Origin of the sequence: Microbispora sp. H10670 (genome assembly GCF_014161385.1) — a bacterium.
Lineage (GTDB): Bacteria > Actinomycetota > Actinomycetes > Streptosporangiales > Streptosporangiaceae > Microbispora > Microbispora triticiradicis.
In genome coordinates this window covers 172,440-197,582 of the sequence record NZ_JABBWW010000013.1, presented here as the reverse complement: position 1 = coordinate 197,582, position 25,143 = coordinate 172,440, and the positions used below count along the sequence as shown (strand labels likewise).

22 protein-coding genes and 1 pseudogene are annotated in these 25,143 nt (G+C 72.1%); 11 read left to right on the top strand and 12 right to left on the bottom strand.

The window, feature by feature from the left end; all coding sequences use genetic code 11:
* Nucleotides 1–167: pseudogene (locus tag HHX33_RS36230) on the top strand (sugar phosphate isomerase/epimerase); the annotation flags it as partial.
* Nucleotides 168–249: 82 nt separating this feature from the next.
* Here the strand turns inward: HHX33_RS36230 and HHX33_RS20070 are convergent.
* The 4 genes from HHX33_RS20070 to HHX33_RS20055 form a co-directional block, all read right to left on the bottom strand.
* Nucleotides 250–1,995, bottom strand: a complete 1,746-nt coding sequence (locus HHX33_RS20070) for a serine/threonine-protein kinase (protein ID WP_182875935.1) — start codon at nt 1,993–1,995, stop codon at nt 250–252.
* Nucleotides 1,996–2,037: 42 nt separating this feature from the next.
* Nucleotides 2,038–3,489: a serine/threonine-protein kinase gene (locus HHX33_RS20065; RefSeq protein WP_182875934.1), complete on the bottom strand. Its 1,452-nt coding sequence runs from the start codon at nt 3,487–3,489 to the stop codon at nt 2,038–2,040.
* Nucleotides 3,490–3,588: 99 nt separating this feature from the next.
* On the bottom strand, nt 3,589–5,241 hold the full coding sequence (locus HHX33_RS20060) for a fumarate hydratase (RefSeq protein WP_182875933.1): 1,653 nt from the start codon (nt 5,239–5,241) through the stop codon (nt 3,589–3,591).
* Nucleotides 5,242–5,519: 278 nt separating this feature from the next.
* On the bottom strand, nt 5,520–6,476 hold the full coding sequence (locus HHX33_RS20055; RefSeq protein ID WP_310741449.1) for a DMT family transporter: 957 nt from the start codon (nt 6,474–6,476) through the stop codon (nt 5,520–5,522).
* A 67-nt stretch (nt 6,477–6,543) separates the two neighbouring features.
* Between HHX33_RS20055 and HHX33_RS20050 the strand changes: the two genes are divergently transcribed.
* Nucleotides 6,544–7,998 (top strand): PLP-dependent aminotransferase family protein, encoded by a 1,455-nt coding sequence (locus HHX33_RS20050; protein ID WP_182875932.1) that lies wholly within the window; start codon nt 6,544–6,546, stop codon nt 7,996–7,998.
* Here HHX33_RS20050 and HHX33_RS20045 read toward each other — a convergent pair.
* A complete protein-coding gene (locus HHX33_RS20045; RefSeq protein ID WP_310741448.1) occupies nt 7,985–9,220 on the bottom strand; it encodes an MFS transporter in 1,236 nt (411 codons plus the stop codon). The genes HHX33_RS20050 and HHX33_RS20045 overlap by 14 nt on opposite strands.
* Before the next feature lie 202 nt (nt 9,221–9,422).
* Here HHX33_RS20045 and HHX33_RS20040 point away from each other — a divergent pair, with 202 nt between their 5' ends.
* Nucleotides 9,423–10,085 carry a DUF1707 SHOCT-like domain-containing protein gene (locus HHX33_RS20040; RefSeq protein ID WP_244302378.1) on the top strand — a complete coding sequence of 221 codons (663 nt, stop codon included), beginning with the start codon at nt 9,423–9,425 and terminating at the stop codon, nt 10,083–10,085.
* Nucleotides 10,086–10,100: 15 nt separating this feature from the next.
* Here HHX33_RS20040 and glpX read toward each other — a convergent pair whose 3' ends face one another.
* Complete coding sequence (gene glpX, locus HHX33_RS20035) at nt 10,101–11,129, bottom strand: class II fructose-bisphosphatase (protein ID WP_182875930.1); 1,029 nt, start codon at nt 11,127–11,129, stop codon at nt 10,101–10,103.
* A 170-nt stretch (nt 11,130–11,299) separates the two neighbouring features.
* Here glpX and HHX33_RS20030 point away from each other — a divergent pair, with 170 nt between their 5' ends.
* Both HHX33_RS20030 and HHX33_RS20025 read left to right on the top strand, forming a co-directional pair.
* The gene (locus HHX33_RS20030) at nt 11,300–11,917 is read left to right on the top strand and encodes a TetR/AcrR family transcriptional regulator (RefSeq protein ID WP_182875929.1); all 618 of its coding nucleotides are present in this window, start codon (nt 11,300–11,302) and stop codon (nt 11,915–11,917) included.
* Between the two features lie 46 nt (nt 11,918–11,963).
* Complete coding sequence (locus HHX33_RS20025; RefSeq protein ID WP_182875928.1) at nt 11,964–12,506, top strand: DUF4245 domain-containing protein; 543 nt, start codon at nt 11,964–11,966, stop codon at nt 12,504–12,506.
* A gap of 39 nt (nt 12,507–12,545) precedes the next feature.
* Here HHX33_RS20025 and HHX33_RS20020 read toward each other — a convergent pair whose 3' ends face one another.
* On the bottom strand, nt 12,546–12,827 hold the full coding sequence (locus HHX33_RS20020; RefSeq protein ID WP_117408373.1) for an exodeoxyribonuclease VII small subunit: 282 nt from the start codon (nt 12,825–12,827) through the stop codon (nt 12,546–12,548).
* A gap of 135 nt (nt 12,828–12,962) precedes the next feature.
* Here HHX33_RS20020 and asnB point away from each other — a divergent pair, with 135 nt between their 5' ends.
* Nucleotides 12,963–14,804 carry an asparagine synthase (glutamine-hydrolyzing) gene (asnB, locus tag HHX33_RS20015; RefSeq protein WP_182875927.1) on the top strand — a complete coding sequence of 614 codons (1,842 nt, stop codon included), beginning with the start codon at nt 12,963–12,965 and terminating at the stop codon, nt 14,802–14,804.
* A gap of 28 nt (nt 14,805–14,832) precedes the next feature.
* On the opposite strand, the gene xseA is transcribed toward asnB, so the two are convergent.
* Nucleotides 14,833–16,050: an exodeoxyribonuclease VII large subunit gene (xseA, locus tag HHX33_RS20010; RefSeq protein ID WP_182875926.1), complete on the bottom strand. Its 1,218-nt coding sequence runs from the start codon at nt 16,048–16,050 to the stop codon at nt 14,833–14,835.
* 244 nt (nt 16,051–16,294) lie between these two features.
* On the bottom strand, nt 16,295–17,392 hold the full coding sequence (locus HHX33_RS20005; protein WP_182875925.1) for a hypothetical protein: 1,098 nt from the start codon (nt 17,390–17,392) through the stop codon (nt 16,295–16,297).
* A gap of 130 nt (nt 17,393–17,522) precedes the next feature.
* Here HHX33_RS20005 and HHX33_RS20000 point away from each other — a divergent pair, with 130 nt between their 5' ends.
* Nucleotides 17,523–18,488, top strand: a complete 966-nt coding sequence (locus HHX33_RS20000) for a 4-hydroxy-3-methylbut-2-enyl diphosphate reductase (RefSeq protein ID WP_182875924.1) — start codon at nt 17,523–17,525, stop codon at nt 18,486–18,488.
* A 47-nt stretch (nt 18,489–18,535) separates the two neighbouring features.
* Here the strand turns inward: HHX33_RS20000 and HHX33_RS19995 are convergent, their stop codons facing one another.
* Together HHX33_RS19995 and HHX33_RS19990 are read right to left on the bottom strand one after the other, a co-directional pair.
* Nucleotides 18,536–19,087, bottom strand: a complete 552-nt coding sequence (locus tag HHX33_RS19995; RefSeq protein WP_182875923.1) for a DUF6542 domain-containing protein — start codon at nt 19,085–19,087, stop codon at nt 18,536–18,538.
* A 32-nt stretch (nt 19,088–19,119) separates the two neighbouring features.
* Entirely contained in the window at nt 19,120–20,400 is a 1,281-nt protein-coding gene (locus HHX33_RS19990) for a DNA recombination protein RmuC (RefSeq protein WP_182875922.1), read from the bottom strand.
* 110 nt (nt 20,401–20,510) lie between these two features.
* Between HHX33_RS19990 and ychF the strand changes: the two genes are divergently transcribed.
* Nucleotides 20,511–21,599, top strand: a complete 1,089-nt coding sequence (gene ychF / locus HHX33_RS19985) for a redox-regulated ATPase YchF (protein WP_182875921.1) — start codon at nt 20,511–20,513, stop codon at nt 21,597–21,599.
* A 17-nt stretch (nt 21,600–21,616) separates the two neighbouring features.
* On the opposite strand, the gene HHX33_RS19980 is transcribed toward ychF, so the two are convergent.
* Nucleotides 21,617–22,012 (bottom strand): MerR family transcriptional regulator, encoded by a 396-nt coding sequence (locus tag HHX33_RS19980; RefSeq protein ID WP_244302377.1) that lies wholly within the window; start codon nt 22,010–22,012, stop codon nt 21,617–21,619.
* A 55-nt stretch (nt 22,013–22,067) separates the two neighbouring features.
* On the opposite strand from HHX33_RS19980, the gene HHX33_RS19975 reads away from it, so the two are divergent.
* The 3 genes from HHX33_RS19975 (at nt 22,068) to HHX33_RS19965 (ending at nt 24,967) form a co-directional block, all read left to right on the top strand.
* Nucleotides 22,068–23,033 (top strand): oxidoreductase, encoded by a 966-nt coding sequence (locus tag HHX33_RS19975; RefSeq protein ID WP_182875920.1) that lies wholly within the window; start codon nt 22,068–22,070, stop codon nt 23,031–23,033.
* An 80-nt stretch (nt 23,034–23,113) separates the two neighbouring features.
* Nucleotides 23,114–23,863, top strand: coding sequence for a group II truncated hemoglobin (locus tag HHX33_RS19970; RefSeq protein WP_310741447.1), 750 nt, complete (start codon nt 23,114–23,116; stop codon nt 23,861–23,863).
* A gap of 363 nt (nt 23,864–24,226) precedes the next feature.
* Nucleotides 24,227–24,967, top strand: a complete 741-nt coding sequence (locus HHX33_RS19965) for a hypothetical protein (RefSeq protein WP_182875919.1) — start codon at nt 24,227–24,229, stop codon at nt 24,965–24,967.
* Nucleotides 24,968–25,143: the final 176 nt, after the last annotated feature.

Genomic DNA, 25,143 nt, shown 5'->3' with positions numbered 1-25,143 from the left:
TCCGCGCGCTCAACCACATCGGCTACGACGGCCCGATCTCCATCGAGTGGGAGGACGCGGGCATGGACCGGCTGCACGGCGCACCCGAGTCCCTCGCCTACATCCGCGCACTCAACGCCATCACCCCACCCGACGCGGCCTTCGACGCCGCCTTCTCCTCCGAGTGACGTCTCACCCCCAGGCGGCGGCCGCGGTGTCCCCACCGCGGCCGCCGTCTTTTTCTCGAAGACGTCTTTTCGCGGAGACGTCTCATTTCGCGATGAGCACGACCGCCAGCAGGATCAGCACCACGAGCCCGGCGAGCACGACTCCCATCGTCACCAGCACCCGCACCCGCGTACCGGCGTCCGGGCCGGAGGGGCCGCGCATCGCGAACAGGTCCGTGCCCAGGCTGCTCGACCCGGGTACGCCGTCCACCGGTGCGCCATGACCCCCGGCACCCTCCAACGGCCCCCCGGGACTCCCGGGGCCGCCGGGAGGCGCCGAGGGATACGGGCCGAAAGGCGGGCCGGCGTGTTGTGGACCGGACTGTTGTGGACCGGAGGGTGGACCGGGAGGCGCAGGAGGCTGCGCGGCGGGCAGGGGAAGGCTCCCCGCACCGTGCTGTCCCGCGCCGTGCTGCCCCGCGCAGCCCAGGGCGGCGTTGCTCGCGGAGGGATGATCGGGGGCAGGGGCGAAGGCCGGGGACGCCGGGCCCCGGCCCGGCGTCCCCGGCAGCCTGCCGGGGACGGTGGTGTCGTGCCTGCCGACGGGGTCGGGACCGGGTTCGGGGCGCGGCGGGGGAGGAGGGACCCTGGGCACGCCCGTCGGGCGGGGCACGACCATGGTGCGGTTCACGTCCTCCTCGTCGCCCAGCACGCCGCCCGGACCCGCGCTGCCTGGAGTCGCGCCGTGCGGAGCCACGCCGCCTGGAGTCGCGCTGTGTGGACCCGCGCCGTGCGGAGCCACGCCTCCGGGGGCCACGGCTGACGGGACAGCGTCGGGAGAGCCGACGGCGGAGGACGGGGCGATCATCTCGATCTCTTCGGGCCGGGCCTGCTGATCCGCCCTGCCGTTCGCCCCGCCGTCCGTCCTGTTGTGCGCGCTGCCGTCCGTGCTGTCGTCCGCCTGGACGTCCGCCGTCCCGGCCGGACGCGCGGGGGGAGCCGGAGCTGGCGCGGGTGAGGCGCCCGTCGGCGTGTCGGCGATCATCCGCAGCATCGCGGCCGCGCGTTCGGGCGTGAGGCGCGCCCTGTGGTCCTTCTCCAGCAGCCCCTCCAGCACCGGGCGCAGCGGCCCGGCCTGCGCGGGCGGGTCGGCGCTCTCGGTCATCAGCGCCGCGAGCGTCTCGCCCACCGTGGCGCGTTCGTACGCCGGTCGTCCCTCGACGGCGAAGTACAGCGTCGCGCCGAGCGACCACAGGTCCGACTCCGGGCCGGTGTGATCGCCCCGGGCCCGCTCCGGGGCGGTGTAACCCGGGGAGCCGATGACCATGCCCGTCTGCGTGAGGGCGGTGTCGCCCAGGGCCTTGGCGATGCCGAAGTCGGTCAGGACGACCCTGCCCGTCTCGGTCAGCAGGACGTTCGCCGGTTTGACGTCCCGGTGCAGGATGCGCTGCGCGTGCGCGGCGCGCAGCGCGCTCAGGAGGTCACAGCCGATCTCCGCCACCAGGCGTGGCGGCAGCGGCCCCTCCTCGTCGACCACCTGCTCCAGCGACCGGCCCTCGACCAGCTCCATGACGATCCACGGGATGCCGTCGGCGAGGATGACGTCGTGGATCGTGGCGACGGAGGGATGACTGACGCGGGCCGCCATACGGCCCTCACGCAGCATGCGTTCGCGCAGCTCCTGGCGTTGCCGGGGGCTGAGTGCCGGGTCCTGGCGGATCTCCTTGACCGCGATTTCCCGGTCCAGCGAACGGTCGTACGCTCGCCAGACCGTGCCCATGGTTCCCCGACCGATGCGGACGCGCAGCTCGTAGCGATCAGCGAGCATCCGCCCATGCTGTTCCGGCATGAGAAGAAAGATAGCGATTAAGCCTTGAAACGCGCTTTCCTGTTACTTGATAAAAATCCTCGGCCAGTACCGGCGCGGTAGCAGAATCTTGATCATCTTCGCCACGTGCCGCATCATGGGGATGCGCACGACCTGCTGGAAAGCGGGCTCCGGCGGCTTGCGGTGCAGCCCCTCGCTCGGCCGCCGCCGCTGGGACGGCACGGCGGCGACGTCGCCTCCCAGATCGCGCGGATAGGCGAGGTGCCGCCCGGACTGCCCGTACAGGGTGTGCGGCCCACTGTGCCGGAACTGGCCGCTGTGCCCATAGGGCCCGGTCTGTCCATAGGGCCCGGTCTGTCCATAGGGATCGGTCTGCCCGTACTGGCCGCCGGACGGGAAGGACGGCCCGAGCGGCCCGCTCGGCCCGTACATCCCGTAGGAGCCGGACGGATCGTACGGCCCGCCCGCCTGGTACGGCTGGCCGTACGGCCCCGACTGCCGGTGCGGCCCGGAGTCGCGGTCGCGCGGGGCCACCTTGGGGGCCGGTCGCGACTCGGCCCGGTGCTGGCCACGGTGCTGACCCCGGGGCGGGTTGCGGTGCGGCGGCTTGCGGCTGCTGGGGGGAGCGGGCGCGGTGGGCGGCGGTGAAGGACGTCCGCCGCGGAAGGGAGAGGCGAGCGGATCGTCGACCACGCCTCCGGCCGCGACCCTGGACAGGACGTGCGCCGCGCGCACGCCGTCGATCCTGGCCGCCGGGTCGATCTGCAGCAGGCCCCGCAGGACCGGGGCGAGCGGGCCCGCCTTCTCCATCGGGATGGGCGCCCCGCTGGTCAGCGCCGCGAGCGCCGCCGCCGCCGTACGGCGGCCGTGCAGGCCGCGCCCCTCGACGGCGGTGTAGAGGGTCGCGCCGAGCGACCACAGGTCGGCGGCCGGGCTCGCCCGGTCGCCGAGGACGCGTTCGGGGGAGATGTATCCGGCGGAGCCGAGCACGATCCCCGCCTGGGTGATGGAGGCGTCGCCCTCCAGGGCGGCCAGCCCGAAGTCGGTCAGCACCGCCCGGTCGTCGTCGGTGACCAGCACGTTGCTGGGCTTCACGTCGCGGTGCAGGATGCCCTTGGCGTGCACGGCCCGCAGCGCGCCGAGGACCTGCCGCCCGATGTCGGCGACCCGGCGCGGCGGCAGCGGGCCCTCCTGGCGGATGAGCTCCTCCAGCGACCGCGCCCGGAGCAGTTCCATCACGATCCACGGCCGGTCGTCCTCGGTGATGACGTCGAAGACCGTGATGACCGAGGGGTGGGCGACCATGGCGGTCGCCCGGCCCTCGCGTTCGGTGCGGGCGCACAGCTCCGCCCGCAGTTCCTCGTCGAGGACCAGGGGAAGCCGCACCTCCTTGACCGCCACCTCGCGGTCGAGCAGTTCGTCACGCGCCCGCCACACAGTGCCCATCCCGCCGCGCCCGACCGGCTCGATAAGCCGATAGCGCGCGGCTAGCAGGTATCCGGAGGGCGCACGCATGGGTGGCAGCTTACCGATTTGTGCCATGCGACCTGTAGAGACCATGCCGGGAAATTGTTGAGATCTTCTGTCAAAGATCCTGACAACATCCCCGCAGGGTCAGCGGCGGCCGATGGTAAGGACGGGCCCGGTGGTGTCGGTGAAGAAGTCGTCGCCCTTGTCGTCGACGACGATGAAAGCGGGGAAGTCGACGACCTCGATCTTCCAGACCGCCTCCATCCCCAGTTCCGGATATTCCAGGACTTCGACCTTCTTGATGCAGTCCTGGGCCAGCCGGGCCGCCGGGCCGCCGATGGAGCCGAGGTAGAAACCGCCGTACTTCTGGCACGCCTCGGTGACCTGCTTCGACCGGTTGCCCTTGGCCAGCATCACCATCGAGCCGCCCGCCGCCTGGAAGCGCTCGACGTACGAGTCCATCCGGCCCGCCGTCGTGGGGCCGAAGGAGCCGGACGCGTAGCCCTCAGGGGTCTTGGCCGGGCCGGCGTAGTAGACGGCGTGGTCCTTCATGTACTGCGGCATGTCCTCGCCGGCGTCGAGCCGCTCGGCGATCTTCGCGTGCGCGATGTCGCGGGCGACCACGAGCGGCCCGGTGAGCGACAGCCGCGTCTTCACCGGATATCTGCTCAGCTCGGCGAGGATCTCCGGCATCGGGCGGTTCAGGTCGACGCTCACGACGTCGCCGCCGAGGTGCTCGTCGGTGGTGTCAGGGAGGAACCGGGCGGGGTCGGTCTCCAGCTGTTCGAGGAACACGCCCTCCGGTGTGATCTTCGCCAGTGCCTGCCGGTCCGCGCTGCAGCTCACCGCGATCGCGACCGGGCAGGACGCGCCGTGCCGGGGCAGCCGGATCACCCGCACGTCGTGGCAGAAGTACTTGCCGCCGAACTGCGCGCCGATGCCCAGCTTCTGGGTCAGCTCGAAGACCTTCTTCTCCATCTCCAGGTCGCGGAAGCCGTGGCCGCTCGCCGAGCCCTCGGTGGGGATGGAGTCCAGATAGCGGGCCGAGGCGTACTTCGCCGTCTTCAGCGCGTACTCGGCGCTGGTGCCGCCCACGACGATCGCCAGATGGTACGGCGGGCAGGCGGCGGTGCCGAGCGAGCGGATCTTCTCCTCCAGGAAGGCGAGCATCCGCTTCTCGTTGAGCACCGCCTTCGTCTCCTGGTAGAGGAACGACTTGTTGGCCGAGCCGCCGCCCTTGGCCATGAACAGGAACTTGTACTCGTCCGGGTGGCCGTTCGGGTCCTCGGCGTAGAGCTCGATCTGGGCCGGCAGGTTGGAGCCGGTGTTCTTCTCGTCCCACATCGTCAGCGGGGCCATCTGCGAGTAGCGCAGGTTGAGCCGGGTGTAGGCGTCGTATACGCCGCGGCTGAGGTGCTCGGCGTCGCGGCCGTCGGTCAGCACGTGGCGGCCGCGCTTGCCCATGACGATCGCGGTGCCGGTGTCCTGGCACATCGGCAGCACGCCGCCGGCCGAGATGCTCGCGTTCTTGAGCAGGTCGAGGGCGACGAAGCGGTCGTTGCCGCTGGACTCCGGGTCGTCGACGATCTTGCGGAGCTGGGCCAGGTGGGACGCGCGCAGGTAGTGCGAGATGTCGTGGATCGCGGTCTCGGTGAGCAGCCGCAGGGCCTCCGGCTCGACCTCCAGGAACCTGCGCCCGGCCGCCTCGGTGACCCGCACCCCCTCGCGGGTGATCAGGCGGTACTCCGTCTCGTCGGGTCCCAGCGGGAGCAGGTCGGTGTAGTCGAACTCCGGCATCGTCCTCGGTCCTCGTGGTCTGCCTCGTCGGGCGCGCCCGCCGCGCGCGGGCCGTCCATGTCCCTGCACAGCGTACGGCGAATGAACAATGGTCATCATGCCCGGGGCATGAGTAGGGTTTGAATGAATTCAACCAGACGATATGCACATAAAGCGGGATAATTGAGACGGGACGAGAGGAGGGGCCATGAACGGCGAGGTCATCGTAATGATCATATTCGCGATCGGCATCCTCGTGGCCCTGGCGCTGTCGCTGCTCACGCTCGTGTTGCGGCAGGTCAAACAGGGCGAGATGACCTGGTTGCTTCCGTCCGGCGCGGCGCATGACCGTTCCCGCGACGGCTCGCGGGACGGTTCGCGGCCTCCGGCGCCGGACGCCGGGGCCGGGGTGAACGGAGCCCGAGAGCGATCCCGCTGACCACGAGGGCCGTTCCGGCGAGGTCGGCCGGGGTGGGGACGGCGGTCCCGAGTAGGGCGGCCGTGGAGATCGCCCCGATGGGGACCATCCCGGCGAACAGCCCGGCCCGGCCGGGCCCCAGGCGGGGCAGCGAGCGGTACCACAGGAAGAACGCCACGCACGTGACGACGAGGGCGAGGTAGGCGAGGGCCGCCGCCTCGGCGGGGGTGGGCGTCCGCAGCACGTTCCGGCCGTCCAGGGCCAGCCCGGCGGCCAGCAGGAGCGGCACCGCGAGCAGGGCCGACCAGGCCGACAGCCGGACGGGCCCGATCAGCGGCAGCAGCGGCAGGGCCAGCAGCGAGAAGCACAGCTCGCAGGCGAGCGCCCCGAGCGACCACAGCAGGCCGGGCAGGTTCCCGCTGCCCGCGCCCGTCGCCACGGAGGCGCCGGCGACCACCACCAGACCCGCCACGACGACGCGCGGCGACGGCCGCCCGCCGGTGGACATCGGGCCCACGAGGGCCAGCGCCAGCGGCACGGTGCCGAGGACGATGCCGGGCAGCGCGGGGCCGGACGCCCGGGCCGCCTCGACGACGCACACGTTGAACAGCACCAGCCCGGTCAGCGACAACGCGGCGAGCAGCCCCCACTGACGCGGCCGGAGCCGTACGGGTCCGAGGCCGCGTGCTCGGGCGGCGGCGAGCAGCACCACGGCGGCGAGGGCGTAGCGGATCGCCTGGCCGCCGTAGACCGGATAGTCCTCGATCGCGCCGGAGACCGCGGCCAGCGTCCCCACGAGGAACATCGCCCCGGCGGCCCCAGTCGTGTAGGTGTTCACGTCTGCCGATCCTAGGAAGCGGTTGGTCTCCGCCACCGGTCCAATCGGACGGCGTTATGGTGGTCCAATGGGCGATCTTCACCTGGTGGTCGACCGGAGCGCGGGCGGGCTCGCCGCGCAGATCGCCCGCGAGGTGCGGGACGCGGTGCGCTCCGGGCGGCTCGGCCCGGGCGCCCGCCTGCCGGCCACCCGTGACCTCGCCCGCGACCTCGGCCTGTCGCGCGGCGTCGTCGTGGAGGCGTACGAGCAGCTCGTGGCCGAGGGGGTGCTCGAAAGCCGCACCGGCGCCGGGACCCGCGTCGCGGCGGGGGCCGGGCGGCACGCGGCCGAGGAGCCGGCCGGGCGGGAGGGGGAGGGCAGCCCCCACTACGGGCACCGGCCCACGTCGCCGGACCTCGGCGCCTTCCCCCGGCAGGCCTGGCTCGCGGCCGTCCGCCACGTCCTCGCCACGCTGCCGAACGACGCGCTCGACTACAGTGATCCCGGCGGCGTGCCCGCCCTGCGCCGTGAGCTCGCCGCGTACCTGGGCCGGGTGCGGGCGGCCGACGTGACGCCGGAGGACGTCGTGATCCTCACCGGGATGGCCCAGGGGCTCAGCCTCGTCCTGCACGCCCTGGCGCGCGAGCGTGGCCGCGGCGTCGTCCTGGCCGTCGAGGACCCGACGAGCGCGCGGCAGCTTCCGCTGCTCCGCCGGACCGGGGCGCGGCTCGTCCCGGTGCCCGTCGACGGGGAGGGGATCGTCGTCGAGGACCTCCCGGCCGGGGCCGACGCCGTGCTGGTGACCCCCGCGCACCAGTACCCCACCGGCGTCGTGCTGTCCCCGCGCCGCCGCGCCGCCCTGGCCGGCTGGGCCGCCCGCACCGGCGCCCTGGTGCTGGAGGACGACTACGACGCCGAGTTCCGCTTCGACCGCGATCCCGTCGGGTGCCTGCAGGGCCTCGCGCCCGGCCGGGTCGTGCTCGCGGGCAGCGTGAGCAAGGCCCTCGCCCCGGGGCTGCGGCTCGGCTGGATCGCCGCGCCGCCGGGCCTCGCCCGCGCCGTACGGCTCGCGCGTGAGGAGTTCGACCTCGGTTCCCCGGTCATCGAGCAGTACGCGCTCGCCCACCTGATCGCGAGCGGTGCGTACGACCGGCACCTGCGCCGGATGCGCCGGGAGTACCGGCGGCGCAGGGACGCGCTCGTCGGCGCGCTCGCCGAGCACCTGCCCCGGCTCGCCGTACGCGGCATCTCGGCCGGGCTGCACCTCTACGCGGTGCCGGACGGGGTGCCGGACGGGGTGCCGGACGGGGTGCCGGACGCGGTACCGGACGCGGTACCGGACGCGGTACCGGACGCCGGGACGGACGCGTCCGCCCTGGCTGCGGCGGCCCGGGCGGCCGGCCTGTCAGCCGAGGTCGCGACCCCGGCCCTCGGGACCGCGGAAGGGCGGCCCGTTGGGCTCGTGATCGGGTTCGCCCGCCTGCCCGTCCACCGCGTCAGGGAGGCCGTACGCGCGATGGCCGAGGAGGTCAGGACGCGATAGGGGCCGTGGTGGCGGCGCTCCCGGCCGTACGCGGCTGGAAGCCCCGGGCGAGCAGGATGATCGCGGCGGCCAGCACGAGCGGCGCGGCGAAGGCGACCTGGTAGCCGGAGGCGTCGGCGATGCCGCCCACCAGGGCGGCGCCGACGATGAACCCCACGTAGTTGAACATGTTGACCCGGGCGATGGCCACGCCCGTGCCCGCCGGGTCGAGGCGGCCGGCCGCGCTGAACGACTGCGGGGCCACCACCGACAGGCCGATCCCGGTGAGGGCGAATCCCGCGATGGCCGCGGGCGCCGACGGAGCCGCCACGATCGCGACGAAGCCCAGCGTGGCCACGGCGCCGCCCGCGCGCACGATCGCCGCGGGGCCGAACCTCCGCACCGCGAGATCGCCCCCGACGCGGACGAGGAACGTCGTGAGCTGGTACGCCCCGAGAGCCAGTGGGATCACGGGCGTCGCGGCGTGCACGACCCTGTCCATGAAGACGGAGCCGAAGTTGGAGATCGACGAGTCGCCGACGTAGAGGAACGCCATCGCGATGCAGAGAGGGATGATGGGACGCCACGCCACCCCCGCCTTGACGGTCGCCTGCCCCGGCGTCTCCGCCGGGCTTCCGGTCCGGTGGCGGTGCTCCTCACCAGGGAGATAGAGCCAGGCCGAGGCGACCAGCGCGACGGCGACGGCCGGGACGAGGGCGATCACGAAGGTGGCGGGCAGCCCGAGGCCGATCCCGGCCGCCGCCGACGCCCACAACGCGCCGGCGACCGCCGCCGCGCTCCACAGCGCGTGGAAGCCCGTGAGCACCGGCCGGCCGTACTCCCGCTCGACCGCCACACCCTGCATGTTCATGCCCGCGTCCACCCCGCCGAGCCCCAGGCCGAACAGGACGTTCGCCACGACGAGCATGGGGACGTTCGGCGCGAGCCCGGCGAGCACCACGGCCGCGCAGGCGAGCGGCTGCGCCAGGCGCAGCACCAGGCGGCTGCCGTACCGGGAGGCGGCGGTGCCCGCGAGCACGCTCCCGGCGCCCGCGATCACCGGCACGACCAGGAGCAGGATGGACAGCTCGCCGTCGGTGAGACCGTGCTTGCGCTGCAGCGTCGCCACCTGGGTGAGCAGGGTGGCGAAGGTGAGGCCCTGGACGGCGAACACCGCGAAGGCGGCGAGCCGGGCCCGCCGGTCACGAGGCGTGGGCACTGTGTTCCCGAACGTGCTGCGCACCGTGCTCCACGGGCATCGCGACGCTCACGGACATCGCGGCCTCCACCAACATCCCAGGCCTCCAGGAACATGAGGAGAGTTCAGGTTTTCGCCAGCGTAGGAGCAGCGCCGGGCCCGGTCAATGGTCCGGTACGCGGCGCGGCCGGAGCCGCGTGGCCGCGGAGACTGTGAGGCGTGCCGCGGACCGCATACCCTCGAAGATGTGAGCAGCGAGTCCTCAGCCGCGAAGTGGATCTCCACCTTCCTCGCGTCGCGCGCTCCCGGCACCCCGGGCAGCCCCGCGACGCCCGATCCCGGGCTGATGCGCGCGTCGGACGCCGACCGGGAGCGGGTCGTCACGGTGCTGACGGACGCCGTCATCGACGGGCGCCTGACCCCGCTGGAACACGAGGAACGGGTGGAGCGCGTCTGGGCCGCCCGCACCCTCGGCGAGCTGGCCGAGCTGACCGTCGACCTGCTGCCGCCGGAGAGCCAGCCGTTCCGTATGGACAACCGTCCCGTCACCGCCTTCTTCCGTACGGAGACGCGCGGCGGCCGGTGGGTGGTGCCCTCGCAGATCCCGGTGACGTCGCTGGGCGGCACGGTCTCGATGGACCTGTGCGAGGCGCTCCTCCAGTCGCGGCACGTGGTGGTCCAGCTCGCCGTCATGGCCGGCACGGTCACGCTGCTCGTCCCCGAGGGCGTGCGGATCGTGACCGCGCCCACCGCCCGCGTGCGGTCCTTCCGGAACGAGGTGCGGCTCCCGGCGGGCGCGACCGATCACGCCCCGGACGCGCCCGTGATCGAGCTGGCCGGGTTCGTCTTCGGCGGCAAGGTCGTCGCCCGCTCGCCGAAGCGCCCCCGCCGCCGCCTGTTCGGCCGGTGAGCCCCGCCGGGCCCGCTAGACGGCCGTGTCGAAGTTGATCGCGCTGTAGGCGCCGAGCTTCCAGAGCTGGTGCTCGCTCTCGATCTTGCGGATCGTCCCCGAGCGGCCCCGCATCACGAGGGAGTGCGTCACCGCAGCGCCGCCCTGGAACCGCACGCCGTGCATCAGCTCGCCGTCGGTGATGCCCGTGGCGGCGAAGAACACGTCGTCGGAGCGGACGAGGTCGTCGGTGGTGAGCACCTGGTCCGGGTCGAGCCCGGCGTCGAGGGCCCGGCGGCGCTCGTCGTCGTCGCGCGGCCACAGCTTGCCCTGGATCACCCCGCCCATGCACTTGAGCGCGCAGGCGGCGACGATGCCCTCCGGGGTGCCGCCGATGCCGAGCATGAGGTCGACGCCCGTGCCGGTGCGGGCGGCCATGATCGCGCCGGCCACGTCGCCGTCGGTGATGAAGCGGATCCGGGCCCCGGTCTCGCGGATCTCCTTGACGATGCGCTCGTGCCGGGGCCGGTCCAGGATCACCACGGTCACGTCGGACGGCTTGGCGCCCTTGGCCCGCGCCACGGCCCGGATGTTGTCGGCCACCGGAGCGTCGATGTTCACCTGCCCGGCCGCCTGCGGGCCGGTGACGAGCTTCTCCATGTAGAACACCGCTGAGGGGTCGTACATCGAGCCGCGCTCGCTCAACGCGATCACGGAGATCGCGTTGTTCATGCCGAGCGCGCACAGCCGGGTGCCGTCGATCGGGTCCACGGCCACGTCGCACTCGGGCCCGGTCCCGTCGCCGACCCGCTCGCCGTTGTACAGCATCGGGGCGTTGTCCTTCTCGCCCTCGCCGATCACCACGGAGCCCTTCATCGAGACCGTGTTGATCAGCTGGCGCATGGCGTTGACGGCGGCGCCGTCCGCGCCGTTCTTGTCCCCGCGCCCCACCCAGCGGGCCGCGGCCATCGCCGCCGCCTCCGTCACCCTGACCAGCTCAAGAGCCAGGTTGCGGTCGGGTGCGCGTTCTCCCGCAGCCAGTGCCGCCGGTACGTGATCAGCCATTGATCCCCTAACGTCGCAAGCTCCGCTATGGGCGATCGTAATGTGTGAAGGGGGCTTCTGTCCGATTGGTCTGAACCTGTCGGGCCAGGTCGGAGGTGTTCGCGGGCGCGTGCCACGGGATTCGCGGGCGCGCGCCACGGGAGAGGACGGGTCGGGGATATCGTCGCCGCATGAGCGGCGACATTGGGCAACCCCCCGTACGGCCGGCCGAGCGGCCACTCGCGACGCGGACGTCGGACCGCGGGGCGGCCACGAGGGTCGCGCTCCTGGACGCCGCCAAGGAGACCTTCGTCACCAGCGGCTTCGCGGAGGCCGGCGTGACCGATGTCGTCGCCCGGGCCGGCGCCAGCGTCGGCAGCCTCTACCACCACTTCTCCGGCAAGGCCGACCTCTATCTCACGCTGTTCGAGGAGTTCCAGAAGCGCCAGGCCCAGCGCACCCGGCAGGCCGTGCAGGAGGCGAGGTCGGCGGGGGAGACCGGCCCGATGCCCCAGTTCCTCGCCGCCGCCCGCGCCTACCTGGAGGGCTGCCTCGCCGAGCGCGACCTCGCCGCGCTCTTCCTGCGGGGCGACGCGCCGCCCGGATTCGAGGTCGTCATGCGGGAACGGCTCCGGCAGTGGGCCCGGCGCACCGCCGCCCTGTTCGAGCACGAGGACGCGCTGGTCCTGGTCGTCACCGGCGCCCTCGCGGCGGTCGTGCAGGAGGTGACGTTGTCCGACGATCCCGCGGAGGCCCGGAGGATGGCCGAGGACGCTCTTCGCATCATTGGCAATATCCGGCAACCCTGACCGCCGGTACGGCCGGCGGCCACCCCGGTGGCTAATCTGGCGTGACGTGGGACGATTCACCCAGGGCTTCTTCGGTTACGCGTTCGCGCTCCTCGTCTGCCTCGCCGGCGTCGGGTTGTTCCTGCTCGTCACGCCGCAGAGCCGCACCGAGCACATCCCGCGGGTGCAGTACGGCATCGACCAGGCCAACGCGGTCCGCGCGGCGCCGTACGAGGTTGTGGCGCCGAGGCAGGTCCCGGCGAACTGGGTGCCCAACAGCTCCCGGCTGACCCAGGACGGCGGCGTCGTGACATGGCGGCTGGGATTCGCGACCGGTGAGCGGGAGCACGCCATGGTCGCCCAGAGCGACGAACGCCCGGTCGCGGGGTTCGTCAACCGCATGACCAACACCGACAAGCCCGGCGGGAGCCGCCAGATCGACGGTGTGACCTGGGAGGAGCGGGTGCGGCCGGACAAGAACCAGCGGTCGCTGGTCCGCGTTCTCCCCGATCACGCGGTGGTCGTCACGGGGACGGCCGGGTGGGAGGAACTGAGCGCCCTCGTCCGCACGCTCACCCCGCAGCCCTCGCCGACGCCCGCGTCCGGCTGACCGTGGATCTCGGCCGGTGGCCGCGGCCCCCGCCCGGTGTCAGAAGGGGGCGTCCTCCGGTCCGTTCGGCTGGGGCTCCTGACGCTGGGCCATCGCGGCGGCCAGCTTGGCGCGCGCGCCCTGGAGCCACTCCTCGCAGACGGCGGCCAGCCTCTCGCCGCGCTCCCACAGCTCGATCGACTGCTCCAGCGTGAGCCCGCCGTTCTCCAGCCGCCGCACCACGTCGGTCAGTTGCTCGCGGGCCTGCTCGTACGACGGGGTCTGCCCGTCCTGCGCGGAAGCCGGTCCGTCCTGCGGGGGAGTCTGCCTGTCCTCGCTCACGCCCTCCACCTTAGAGGCCGGGACCGACACTTCGCGGCCTCATAGCGATGCCCGATTTGGGCATAAAAGTCCTGATTGAGCCGTTGCTTAGGTGTACTAACCATCTGCGGGAGTGATGAACCGGGGGTCATCTCCATGTGCGGAATCAGTGGCTGGGTGGACTACGGACGCGATCTCCGGGAGGAGCGGCAGACCGTCCAGGCGATGACGGACACGATGGCGTGCCGGGGGCCGGACGCCGAGGGGGCCTGGCTCGCCCCGCACGTCGCGTTCGGCCACCGGCGGCTCGCCATCATCGACATCGAGGGCGGCCGCCAGCCGATGACCGCCGAAGCCGGCGGCGAGGTCCTGGCCGCCCTCACCTACAGCGGCGAGGTCTACAACTTCCAGGAGCTGCGCGACGAGCTCCTACGGCTCGGCCACACCTTCCGGACCAGGAGCGACACCGAGGTCGTCCTGCGGGCGTACCTCGAATGGGGCGACGACTTCGTCTCCCGGCTCAACGGCATGTACGCCTTCGCGATCTGGGACACCCGGCGCGAGGAACTGCTGCTCGTGCGCGACCGCATGGGCATCAAGCCGCTGTACTACTACCCGACGCCCGACGGGGTGCTGTTCGGCTCGGAGCCGAAGGCGATCCTGGCCAACCCGCTCGCCGAGCGGGTCGTCGACGCCGACGGACTGCGGGAGATCCTCGCCTTCGTGAAGACCCCGGAGTGCGCGGTCTTCCGCGGCATGCACGAGGTGCGGCCCGGCCAGGTGGTCAAGGTGCGCCGCGAGGGGCTGAGCAAGCGCCGTTACTGGGAGCTTGAGGCCCGCGAGCACACCGACGACCTGCCGACGACCATCCGGACCGTCCGCGAACTGCTCGACGACATCGTCGCGCGGCAGCTCATCTCCGACGTGCCGCTGTGCACGCTGCTGTCCGGCGGCCTCGACTCCAGCGCGGTCACCGCCCTCGCGGCCCGCGCGCTGCGCGGCCGGGGCACGGTGCGGTCGTTCTCGGTCGACTTCAGCGGCTACACCGAGAACTTCCAGCCCGACGACATGCGCGACACCCCCGACACGCCGTACGTGCACGACGTGGTGCGGCACGTGGGCGCCGACCACACGGACATCGTGCTGGACTCGGCCGACCTCATGGACCCGGCCGTGCGCGCGGCCGTGCTGCGCGCCAGGGACGTCCCGCTCGGCATCGGCGACATGGACACCTCGCTCTACCTGCTCTTCAAGGCGATCAGGGAGCGCTCGACGGTCGCGCTGTCAGGGGAGTCCGCCGACGAGGTCTTCGGCGGATACCGGTGGTTCCACGACCCCGCGGCGGTCGGCGCGCACACCTTCCCGTGGCTCGCCACACAGAACCAGACCGGCCTGACCACCAGGGGCGAGTTCCTGAACGAGGAACTGCTGAGCAAGCTCGACGTCCCGGCCTACCGCGCCGACAGCTACCAGCGGGCGCTGGCCGAGGTGCCGCGGGTGCCGGGGGAGACCGGGCTGCAGAGGCGGATGCGGGAGATCAGCTACCTGCACCTGACCCGCTTCGTGCAGATCCTGCTGGACCGCAAGGACCGCATGAGCATGGCCGTGGGGCTGGAGGTCCGCGTGCCGTTCTGCGACCACCGCCTGGTCGAGTACGTCTTCAACGCCCCCTGGGCCATGAAGACCTTCGACGGCCACGAGAAGAGCCTGCTGCGCGCCGCGACGGCCGACGTGCTGCCCCGCTCGGTGGTCGAACGGCGCAAGGTGCCCTACCCCTCCACGCAGGACCCGGCGTACGAGCACGCGCTGCGCGCCGCCGTGGCCGACCTGCTGAGCGGAGAGCCGGCCATCGGCTGCCTGCTCGACACCGGCAAGGTGCGGAGCATCCTCGACCAGCCGGTGGGCGCCGTCAGCCTCCAGGGCTCCCGTACGGCCCTCGAAGGGCTGCTCCAGGTGAACGCCTGGCTCGACGCGTACGGCGTGCGGCTCGCCCTCTGACACCGGAAGGACGGTCAGGGGCGGGCCGTCAGGCGGGCGGGGCGTCGGGGTCGGCGGTCACCGTGACGCGGTCGTCGGAGAAGCGGACGGTGAGCTCGTCTCCCGGCTTGACGTCGGCCGCCAGGCGGACGACCTCACCCGACGGGCGCTGCGCGATGGCGTAGCCGCGTTCCAGGGTCGCGGCGGGGGAGAGCGTCACGAGCCGGGCCCTGAGGTGTTCGAGCGAGTCGGCCGAGCGGTCCAGGGACGCGGAGAGACACCGCCGGGACCGTTCGCGCAGCGCGTCGACCTGCTCGGCCCGCCGGTCGAGCTCCCGAACCGGATCGGCGAGCGACGGCCGCGAGCGTACGGACTCCAGCCAGGACAGCTCCCGCTCGACCCAGCCGCGCAGCACCCGGCGGCCCCGGTCCCTCAGCTGGTGGACCAGGGTGAGCTGCTCGCCCACGTCGGGCACGACCTTCTTGGCCGCGTCCGTCGGGGTCGAGGCGCGCACGTCGGCCACGAGATCCAGCAACGGGCTGTCCTGCTCGTGGCCGATCGCGCTCACCACGGGCGTACGGCAGGCCGCCACGGCCCGCACCAGCGACTCGTCCGAGAAGGGCAGCAGGTCCTCCAGCGAGCCGCCGCCCCTGGCGATGACGATCACGTCGACCTCGGGGTCGGCGTCCAGCCTGCGCAGCGCCTCGGTCACCTCGCCCACCGCGTACGGCCCCTGCACGGCGACCTGCTCCACCCGGAACCGGACGGCGGGCCAGCGGCGGCGGGCGTTCTCCAGCACGTCACGCTCGGCGGCGGAGTCGCGCCCGCAGACGAGCCCGACCGTCCCCGGCAGGAACGGCAGCCGTCTCTTCCGGTCCACGTTGAACAGGCCCTCGCCCGCCAGCACCTGCCGCAGCCGTTCCAGCCGGGCCAGCAGCTCGCCGATCCCCACCGGGCGGATCTCCAGGGCGGTGAAGGCGAACGATCCTCTGTTGACCCAGAAGTCCGGTTTGACGTGCACCACCACACGTGCGCCGTCCACCGGGCGCGGCACGCTGGCCTCGTAGACGCCTCGGGCGCAGGTGACCCGCGCCGAGACGTTCGCCACCGGGTCGCGCAGGGTCAGGAAGACGGTGCCGCCACGCGCCGTCAGCTCGGTGATCTGCCCTTCGACCCAGACGGTGCCCAGCTTGCCGATCCACTGGGCGACCATCTGCAGCACCGACCTGATCGGCAGGGGCGCCTCCGGAGACGTCTTCGCGCTCAACCAGTCCTCCTCGCCCGGGCTCGGTGACCATCGCCCACGGTCATCGCTTACGGTCTTCGCCCACGGTCATCGCTTACGGTCTTCGCCCACGGTCATCGCTCACCGTACGCTCGCCGTGCAGCACCTGCAGGCTAGCCGCAGCGCCCGACAATCCCGCGTCCCGACAGTCCCGCGGCCCGACAGTCCCGCGTCCCGGCGGCCCGGCCGGGGCCGGACCTCGCCGGTGCTCCGGACGCGGCCGGTGTCAGGACTCGGACTGGAGCTTCGACAGCCGGTTCTGGAACATACGGACCACCTCGGGACGGTTCGTGTGCGCCTTCTCGTAGTCGAGGAGCGCGTGCACCTGCTCGGCCGACTTGCCGCGCAGCCTCGACCGCAGCGACGCGATGGTGAGGTTGGCGTAACCCGGCAGTGGCTCCGCCTGCTCACCCCCGCCCTCACTCACGGCCTGCTCGCTCACGGCCTGCTCGCTCACGGCAGTCTCCGCGGCGGCGGGTTCGGTGCCGGTCTCGGCGGCGGCGGGCTGAGCGGCCGGCTGGGTGGCGGGCGTGGCCTCCGGGGTCGCGGCTGCCTCCTCGGCGGCGCTCTGCGGGGTCTTCGCGGTGGTCTTCCTGCGGGTTCTGGCGGGCTTGGGCGCGGCGGCTTCGGCCGTCTCTCCGCCCGGTGCCTCCGCCGTCGCCGTCTCCGCCGCGGTCTCGGTGGTGGGGGCCTCGGTGGTGGCCGCCGCGGCGGGCTTGCGGCGGGCGCGCGGCTTCTTCGCAGGAGCCACCGGCGCGGCCTCGGCAGCGGTGTCGGCGGGCTCAGCGGCGGGCTCAGCGGCGGGCTCGGCCTCCGTGGCCTCCGCAGGCTGTGGGGCCTCCGTGACCTGCGCGGTCTCGGCGGTGGCCTCGGTGGGCGGGGCCTCGGCGGCCGGGGTCTCCGGTGTCACGGCCTCGGGTGCCGTCTCGGGCTTGGGTGTGCCGAGGGACTCCTGGACCTTCGCCTCGGGGGCCGGCACCGCTTCCGTCTCGGCCGGAGCGGGCGCAGGAGCGGCAGTTGGAGTGGGAGCGGCAGCGGGAGCCGGGGCGCTCGCGGCCGTCTTCTCGCCGTCCCGCTCCGCCTTGCTCGGGCGGGGCGCGAAGATGACGGGCTCCCTGCGCGCGACCGGTTCCGCCGAGGTCTCTTCGTCGCGGGTGGCGGTGTCCGGGGCCTCGGTCTTCTCGGAACGCTCCTCCTCGCCGACGACGAGGCGCACGATCCGCGACCTGACCTTGTCGCCGATGAGCAGCGCCTGACCGACGCCGTTCAGAGCGGTCTGGAGCATGAGGACCGGCAGATCCCGCAGCCGCTCCCGGCTCTCCATTGCGTCGCGTAGAGGTTTTGTTATAGCCCTAAGGAAGGACATTTCGGCTCCCGGGGAGATGTGTATAGGTACACCCAGTCTCGCAAGACCAGGGTCAAGAGGCGGCTCGCGTTCCACATAGCATAGGAACATGGACGTGCAGACCTCAGCGAACCGCCGTGTCCTGGTCGCCAAGCCCCGCGGCTACTGTGCGGGAGTCGACCGCGCGGTGCAGGCGGTGGAACGGGCGCTGGAGCAGTACGGCGCGCCCGTCTACGTACGCAAGCAGATCGTGCACAACACCCACGTCGTGAAGACGCTGGAGGAGCGCGGCGCCGTCTTCGTGGAGGAGACCGAGGAGGTCCCCGAGGGCGCGATCGTCGTGTTCTCCGCCCACGGCGTCGCCCCCGCCGTCCACGAGGAGGCCGCCGGTCGCCGGCTGAAGACCATCGACGCCACGTGCCCGCTGGTCACGAAGGTGCACAACGAGGCCAAGAGGTTCGCGGCCAAGGACTACGACATCCTGCTCATCGGGCACGAGGGGCACGAGGAGGTCGAGGGCACCGCCGGTGAGGCCCCCGAGCACATCCAGCTCGTCGACGGCCTCGACGGCGTCGGCGAGGTGTCCGTCCGTGACCCGGAGAGGGTGGTCTGGCTCTCCCAGACGACCCTGTCGGTGGACGAGACCACCGAGACCGTCGCCCGGCTGCGTACGCGTTTCCCGAACCTCATCGACCCGCCGAGCGACGACATCTGCTATGCCACCTCCAACCGCCAGACGGCCGTGAAGCAGATCGCCGCGGAGTCCGACCTGGTCATCGTCGTCGGCTCGGCCAACTCGTCCAACTCCAAGCGGCTGGTCGAGGTCGCCAAGGACTACGGCGCCGCCGCCTCCTACCTCGTCGACGACGCCTCCTTCGTACGGGAGGAGTGGCTGGAGGGCGTCCGCACGGTCGGCCTCACCAGCGGCGCCTCGGTGCCGGAGGAACTGGTGCAGGGCGTGCTCGCCAAGCTCGCCGGCCTCGGCTTCGCCGACGTCGAGGAGGTCGAGTCGGTGCAGGAGAGCATGCGTTTCGCCCTGCCCCACGAACTGCGCCGCGACCTGCGCGCCGGGTAGACGCGCCTGCCTGAGGTCCCACACGGACGACCGGCCGTGCGAACGGCCTACTCGTCGGCCGCCTTGCCGTACACGCGGGGTTCGAAGTAGCCCTCGGGCTCGGGGTCGAAGGCCTGGCCGCGGCCCCTGCGGGCGCGGCCGGGCGTGGCGGCGCGGGCCGCACCGACCCTCGCGCCGCCGACCTTCGCGACCTTCGCGCCGGCGGGTTCGGGCACGGCGCCCGTACGCAGTTCCCTGAGGTTGCCGGGCAGGCCGCGCATCCAGGCGACGCCCAGCGCCAGCGCCGAGCCGGCGAACAGCCACGGGGCGGCCGACGAGAGCGTGGTGAACATGCCGAGCCCGAACGTCGGGAGCATCGAGCCGGACCCGAGCGACCGCAGCAGCTCCACCAGCAGGGCCGCGAGGAAGAAGACCAGCGGGGGCGTCACCACCAGCGGCAGCAGGTCGCGGGGCCGTACGAGCAGGACGGCCGCGAGGCAGCCGGCCACGAACGCGGGCCCGGGCAGCTTCGGCAGGAGACCCACCACGGTGATCACGAAGAGCATGACGATCGCCCCCCGAGCGGTCAGCCGCAGCCCGGCTCGACCGGTGCCTGTCATCGGGCCCCCCTCACGACAAGTCTCGCGCCAATTTACCTGTTCTGACGATGCGGGGGAGGGGAGCTTACCCGCTCTTCACCTTCGAGTTCGGGGATGGCGACCGGCCGGGGGACCTCCTCCACCGCCGCCGGGGCGTCGAGCGAGTAGTCCACGAGACCGAGGTCGTTCATCCTCCGCGCGCTGACCAGGACGCGGCTCTCCAGGCTGCCGACCGTCTGGTTGTACGCGGTGACCGCCCGGGTGAGCGCCCTGCCCAGGGAGTCCACGTGCCGCCCGAGGCCGCCGAGCCGGTCGTACAGCTCCTTGCCCAGGTCGAACACCGCCTTGGCGTTCTCGCTGACCGCCGCCTGCTGCCAGGCGTACTGCGCGGTGCGCAGCATCGTCACGAGCGTCGTCGGGGTGGCGATGTGCACGCGCCGCCGCATCGCGTACTCCAGTAACGCGGGATCGCGCTCCAGCGCCGGCGCGAGGAACGCCTCGCCGGGGATGAACAGGACCACGAACTCGGGCGACGGGCTGAAGGCCTGCCAGTACGACTTGGCCGCCAACCGGTCCACGTGCTCGCGCAGGTGCCGCGCGTGCGCGTCGAGCCGGGCCGAGGCGAAGGAGAGATCGGCGGTCTCGGCCGCCTCCAGGTAGGCCGCGAGTGACACCTTCGCGTCCACGACGACGTTCTTGCCGCCGCTGAGCCGTACGACCATGTCGGGACGGACCAGCCCGTCACGGGTGACGGCGCTCACCTGCTCGTCGAAGTCGCAGAACCGCGCCATTCCGGCGATCTCCGCCACCCGCCGGAGCTGCAGCTCCCCCCAGCGCCCCCGGGCCTCCGGCCGCTGGAGCGCCCGCACCAGCGCGTCCGTCTGGGCCTTCAGCCGTTCGGAGCTCTCCCGTACGAACTCCATCTGCTTGCTCAGCTCGGCCCTGGCGGCGCGGGTGCCCGACTCGCTCTCCCTGAGCTGGCTCTCCACCTTGGCGAGCGTCTCCCGGAGCGGCGCGACGAGGTTCTCGACCGCCTGACGGCGCTGGTCGAGGTCGCCGGCCGCCTCCGCTCTCGTCGTGTTGAGCCGGTTCTCGGCCAGTTCGAGGAAGCGCAGGTTGGCGACGTCGAGAGCGTGCGCGGAGATGGCCTGGAAGCGCTCGGTGAGCTGGTTCTCGACGTAGGCGACCTTGTCCTCCGCCGCTCGCGTCCTCGCCTCGGCCTCCGCCACCCTGGCGGCGGCCTCGGCCGTACGGCCCGCGGTTCGCATCCCGGCGAGCGCCAGACCGGTCACCAGGCCGACGGCGAGTCCCAGTACGAGAGCCACGACATCCACGGTCTGGATGATTTCAGGCATTGGCATGCCAAACGGGGAGGCGCGCCCAGGAGGGGGGCCGGGGCCGCCGATGTCCGGCGCACCCGCCGAGGCCCCTAAACTCGTGGTACGTGAGCCTGAGCATCGGCATCGTCGGCCTGCCCAACGTCGGTAAGTCCACGCTTTTCAACGCGCTGACCAAGAGCGGGAACGCCCTGGCGGCCAACTACCCGTTCGCCACGATCGAGCCGAACGTGGGCATCGTGGGCGTCCCGGACGCGCGTCTGGACACGCTGGGGGAGATCTACAACTCCGCCCGCATCCTGCCCGCCAAGGTGGAGTTCGTGGACATCGCGGGCCTGGTCAAGGGCGCGTCCGAGGGACAGGGCCGGGGCAACCAGTTCCTCGCCAACATCCGCGAGACCGACGCGATCTGCCAGGTGATCCGGGTCTTCTCCGACCCCGACGTGACCCACGTGGACGGCGAGGTGTCGCCGCAGCGCGACATCGAGACCATCAACACCGAGCTGATCCTCGCCGACCTGCAGACGATCGAGAAGGCGGTGCCCCGCCTGCAGAAGGAGGCACGCACCAACAAGGACCGCAAGGTCCTGCTGGAGGCGGCCGAGGCCGCGGCGAAGCTCCTCGACACCGGCACGACCCTGTACGCCGGGGGCAAGGGCGCCGGCATCGACCTCGCCGACCTGCGTGAGCTGCACCTCCTCACGGCCAAGCCGTTCCTGTACGTCTTCAACCTCGACGCGGACGAGCTGACCGACGACGACCTGCGCGCCAAGCTCTCGGCGCTGGTGGCCCCGGCCGAGGCCGTGTTCCTCGACGCCAAGATCGAGTCGGAGCTGGTGGAGCTGCCCGACGACGAGGCGCTGGAGCTGCTGCAGTCCGTCGGCCAGGAGGAGTCGGGTCTCGCCCAGCTCGCCCGGGTCGGGTTCGAGACGCTGGGCCTGCAGACCTACCTGACGGCCGGGCCCAAGGAGGCGCGGGCCTGGACGATCCGCCGCGGCGCCACCGCGCCCGAGGCCGCCGGGGTGATCCACACCGACTTCCAGCGCGGGTTCATCAAGGCCGAGGTCATCTCGTTCGCCGACCTGGTCGAGGCGGGCTCGATGACCGCCGCCAGGGCCGCGGGCAAGGCACGCATCGAGGGCAAGGACTACGTCATGCGCGACGGCGACGTCGTGGAGTTCCGCTTCAACGTCTGAGCCGGCTTCGGTTGCTGTTACCAGGGCTCTCCGATGCCGTCGGCGGCGAGGTGCCGTTCGTACGCGGCCACTTTGCCGTCGACGAGGTCGAGACAGTCCTGCAGCTGCGCGATCCGCTCGGCGACGTGGCGGCGGTGTTCGCGCAGCACCTCGAGTCGTTCCGCTTCGTTGCCGGTGCCCTCGCGCACGAGCCGGGCCAGCCGGCCGATCGCCGCCAGCGGCATGCCGGAGGCGCGGAACTTCACGCAGTTGCCCAGCCACTCGACATCCCAGGCGCTGTAGACCCGCCGGCCGGCCTCGTCGCGCAGCACCTCGCCCGCGAGCAGCCCTTCACGCTCGTACAGCCGCAGCGTGTGCACGCTCAGGCCGGTGCGCCTGGCCACCTCGCCGATATGCAGGACCTCAGCCGTCACGCGGTGATCGTAACCGGTTGACCTAGACCTCGGTCTAACATCTAGCGTCCGCGTCATGACCAGCGACACGACACCTGGCACGACAGCTGACACAGGGCGGGACCCCGGGTGGGACACGGGACGGAGCGCGTTCGGCGCCGCCAGTACGGCCGGCGAGGTTCTCGCCGGGGTCGACCTGACCGGCAGGACCGCGGTCGTCACCGGCGGGTACTCCGGCGTGGGTCTCGCGGCCACCCGCGCGCTCGCCGGCGCCGGGGCGCGCGTCGTCGTCCCGGCCCGCCGGCCCGAGACGGCGCGGCGGGCACTGGCGGGCGTCGAGAGGGCCGAGGTCGAGCGGCTCGACCTCGCCGACCTGGATTCCGTACGGGCGTTCGCCGAGCGGTTCCTGCACCGGAGGGCCACCATCGACATCCTGATGGCCGCCGCCGGGATCATGGCCTGCCCCGAGACCCGGGTGGGGCCCGGCTGGGAGGCGCAGTTCGCCGTCAACCACCTGGGCCACTACGCGCTGACGCATCTGGTGTGGCCCGCCCTCACGGTCACCGGTGCGGCCCGGGTCGTCTCGGTCTCCTCCGGGTACGGCGCGGACTGGCGCATCCGGTGGGACGACCCGCAGTTCACCCGCGGCTACGACAAGTGGGCCGCCTACGCCCAGTCGAAGCTCGCGAACATCCTGTTCGCCCGTCACCTGGATCGGCTGGGCGGGCCGTACGGAGTCCACGCGTTCTCCGTCAACCCCGGCTGGATCCGCACTCCGCTCCAGCGGCACCTGACGGACGGCGAGATGGTCGCCGCCGGCTGGATCGACGCCGAGGGCAACGCGGCGCCCGGCCTGTTCAGGACGCCCGAGCAGGGTGCGGCGACACCGGTCTGGGCCGCCACGGCCCGCGAGCTCGACGGACACGGCGGTGCCTACTGCGCCGACTGCCGCGTCACCGGGGAAGGCCCGGCGGACGACGACGAGGCGGCCCGTCTCTGGGCGCTCTCGGCCGGCCTGACCGGCCTCGACCACATCCGCTGAGCCCTTCGCCCGCGGTTTACATTGATCGTTTCCCTGGAGGCGGGTAGCTTGGCTCTGATTACATAATTACAAAGGGGTGGGTGCTGGTGATCGTCGAATACATCCGTTACCGGGTCGCCGACGGGGAGGAGTTCGAGGCCGCCTACCGGCGCGCCGTCGTGCCGCTCGGGCGGGCGCCGCAGTGCCTCGACTACGAACTGTCCCGTTGCGTGGACGAGCCCGCGTGCTACATCCTGCGGATCATCTGGACCTCGGCCCGTGACCACCTCGAAGGATTCCGTGGCAGCGAGCACTTCCGCGAGTTCTTCGCCGAGATCAAACCGTACGTGTCGGACATCGAGGAGATGCGGCACTACGAGAAGGTGATCGAGAAGACCGAGCCCACGCTGTTCGAGTGGGCCGGGGGCGCGCAGGCGCTGGACCGGCTGACCGAGGCGTTCTACGGGCGGGTCAAGGACGACGACCTGGTCGGGCCGCTCTTCGCGCACATGGACGCCCGTCACCCCGCGTACGTGGCGATGTGGCTCGGCGAGGTCTTCGGCGGCCCGGCCCGCTACAGCGAGGAGCGCGGCGGCCACTCGCACATGGTCTCCCACCACCTCGGCAAGGGCATCACGGAGCAGCAGCGCCGAAGGTGGGTGAGCCTGCTCATGGACGCGGCCGACGAGGTCGGGCTGCCCGCGGACCCGGAGTTCAGGGCGGCGTTCGCGGGTTACGTCGAGTGGGGGACCCGCCTGGCCGTCCACTTCTCACAGTCGGGCGTCACACCGCCGGGCGAGGAGCCGGTGCCGCGCTGGGGCTGGGGCGTCATGCCGCCCTACCAGGCCTGAACCCCGGGCCGGGCGGGCCTGGCCATCCGTCTCCTCACCTCAGCGTCCCCTTCCGTACAAGGAGGTCCCAAGACGCGTGGCGGTAACATCCGCCGCGGTTCTCCCATCGGTCAGATCCTCCATGGCCTGCGGAAACGCTTGTATCAAGTGCCCTGGACTCCCTCGGGACGTTCCATTGAGCATCGAATTGAGGCCGTTGGGCGGCAACTCGTCAGGTGAATCCTCCCTTTCAGCAATCGATCCCATTTCTGGCGGTATGCCGGTTTGATCCGGGAGAGGGAGGCGCCCGCGGCGCAATTCGGGAGTCAGGGAAAGCCCAGGTGGCTCGACCTGCGCGACCCGATACGGGCCCAAGGAGGGACCATGCATCGCAAGTCCGGACAGCTCGCTCTCTCGGCGATCATCGCCGCGACGTTCACGGCCGGAGGGGTCGCTCTGGCGAGCGGCGCGGCCTCCGCCGCCACGATCTCGCCGCAGGAAAGGGTGCCGGGCGGCTCGGCGCGCTCGCTGGCCTACACCACCGTCCTGGAGCCCTCGCTGAGCACGGTCGCCGAGGTGCCGGCCATCTCCACGATCGCCGTGCCGGAACTGCCCGCCACCCTGGCGGCGATGCCGCAGGCGATCTCCACGTCCGCCCTGCCGGCGGGCATTCCGATGTCCGGGATCCCGATGTCCGGGATCCCGATGGCCGCTCCGATCGTGGCCGCCCGGCCCTCAAGCCTCTCGATCACCGTACGCGAGCAGTTCCCGAGCTCGTCGTTCTCGCGCGAGTGGCGCGGCTCAAGCCTGAGCGGCCTGAGCAGCATGGGCGGCCTGAGCGGCACGATGGAGCAGGCGCGGGCCGACATCAACGCAGAGGCCGGCAGCGCCATGCAGCGCATCAGGGACGAGGCCGCCAGCGCCCAGAAGCGCATCGAGCAGCTGGCGAGCGACGCGATGGCGCAGCTGCCGAGCGAGTCGTCCTCGCTACCGTCCTCGCCCGAGTCGTCACTGGAGTCGTCCCAGGAGTCGTCCGTCGAGTCGTCGGTGGAGTCGTCCACCTCCGGTGAGTCGAGCCTCGGGACGGAGAGCGAGGCGTCCTCCTCGTCCTCGTCCTGCCAGTGACGAGCGCGCACGACCGATCGGAGAGGGTCCCGCACGTGCCGCGTGCGGGACCCTCGCGTGCGGGGGCCGGCTCCGGGCGGTACGTCCGCATCGCCATCTCTCCAGGCTGTGAAGACACCAATAGGTGGCGGTTAGGTAATCGCCGACCCCGCTGGCCAGGCATAACGCGCTTTTCC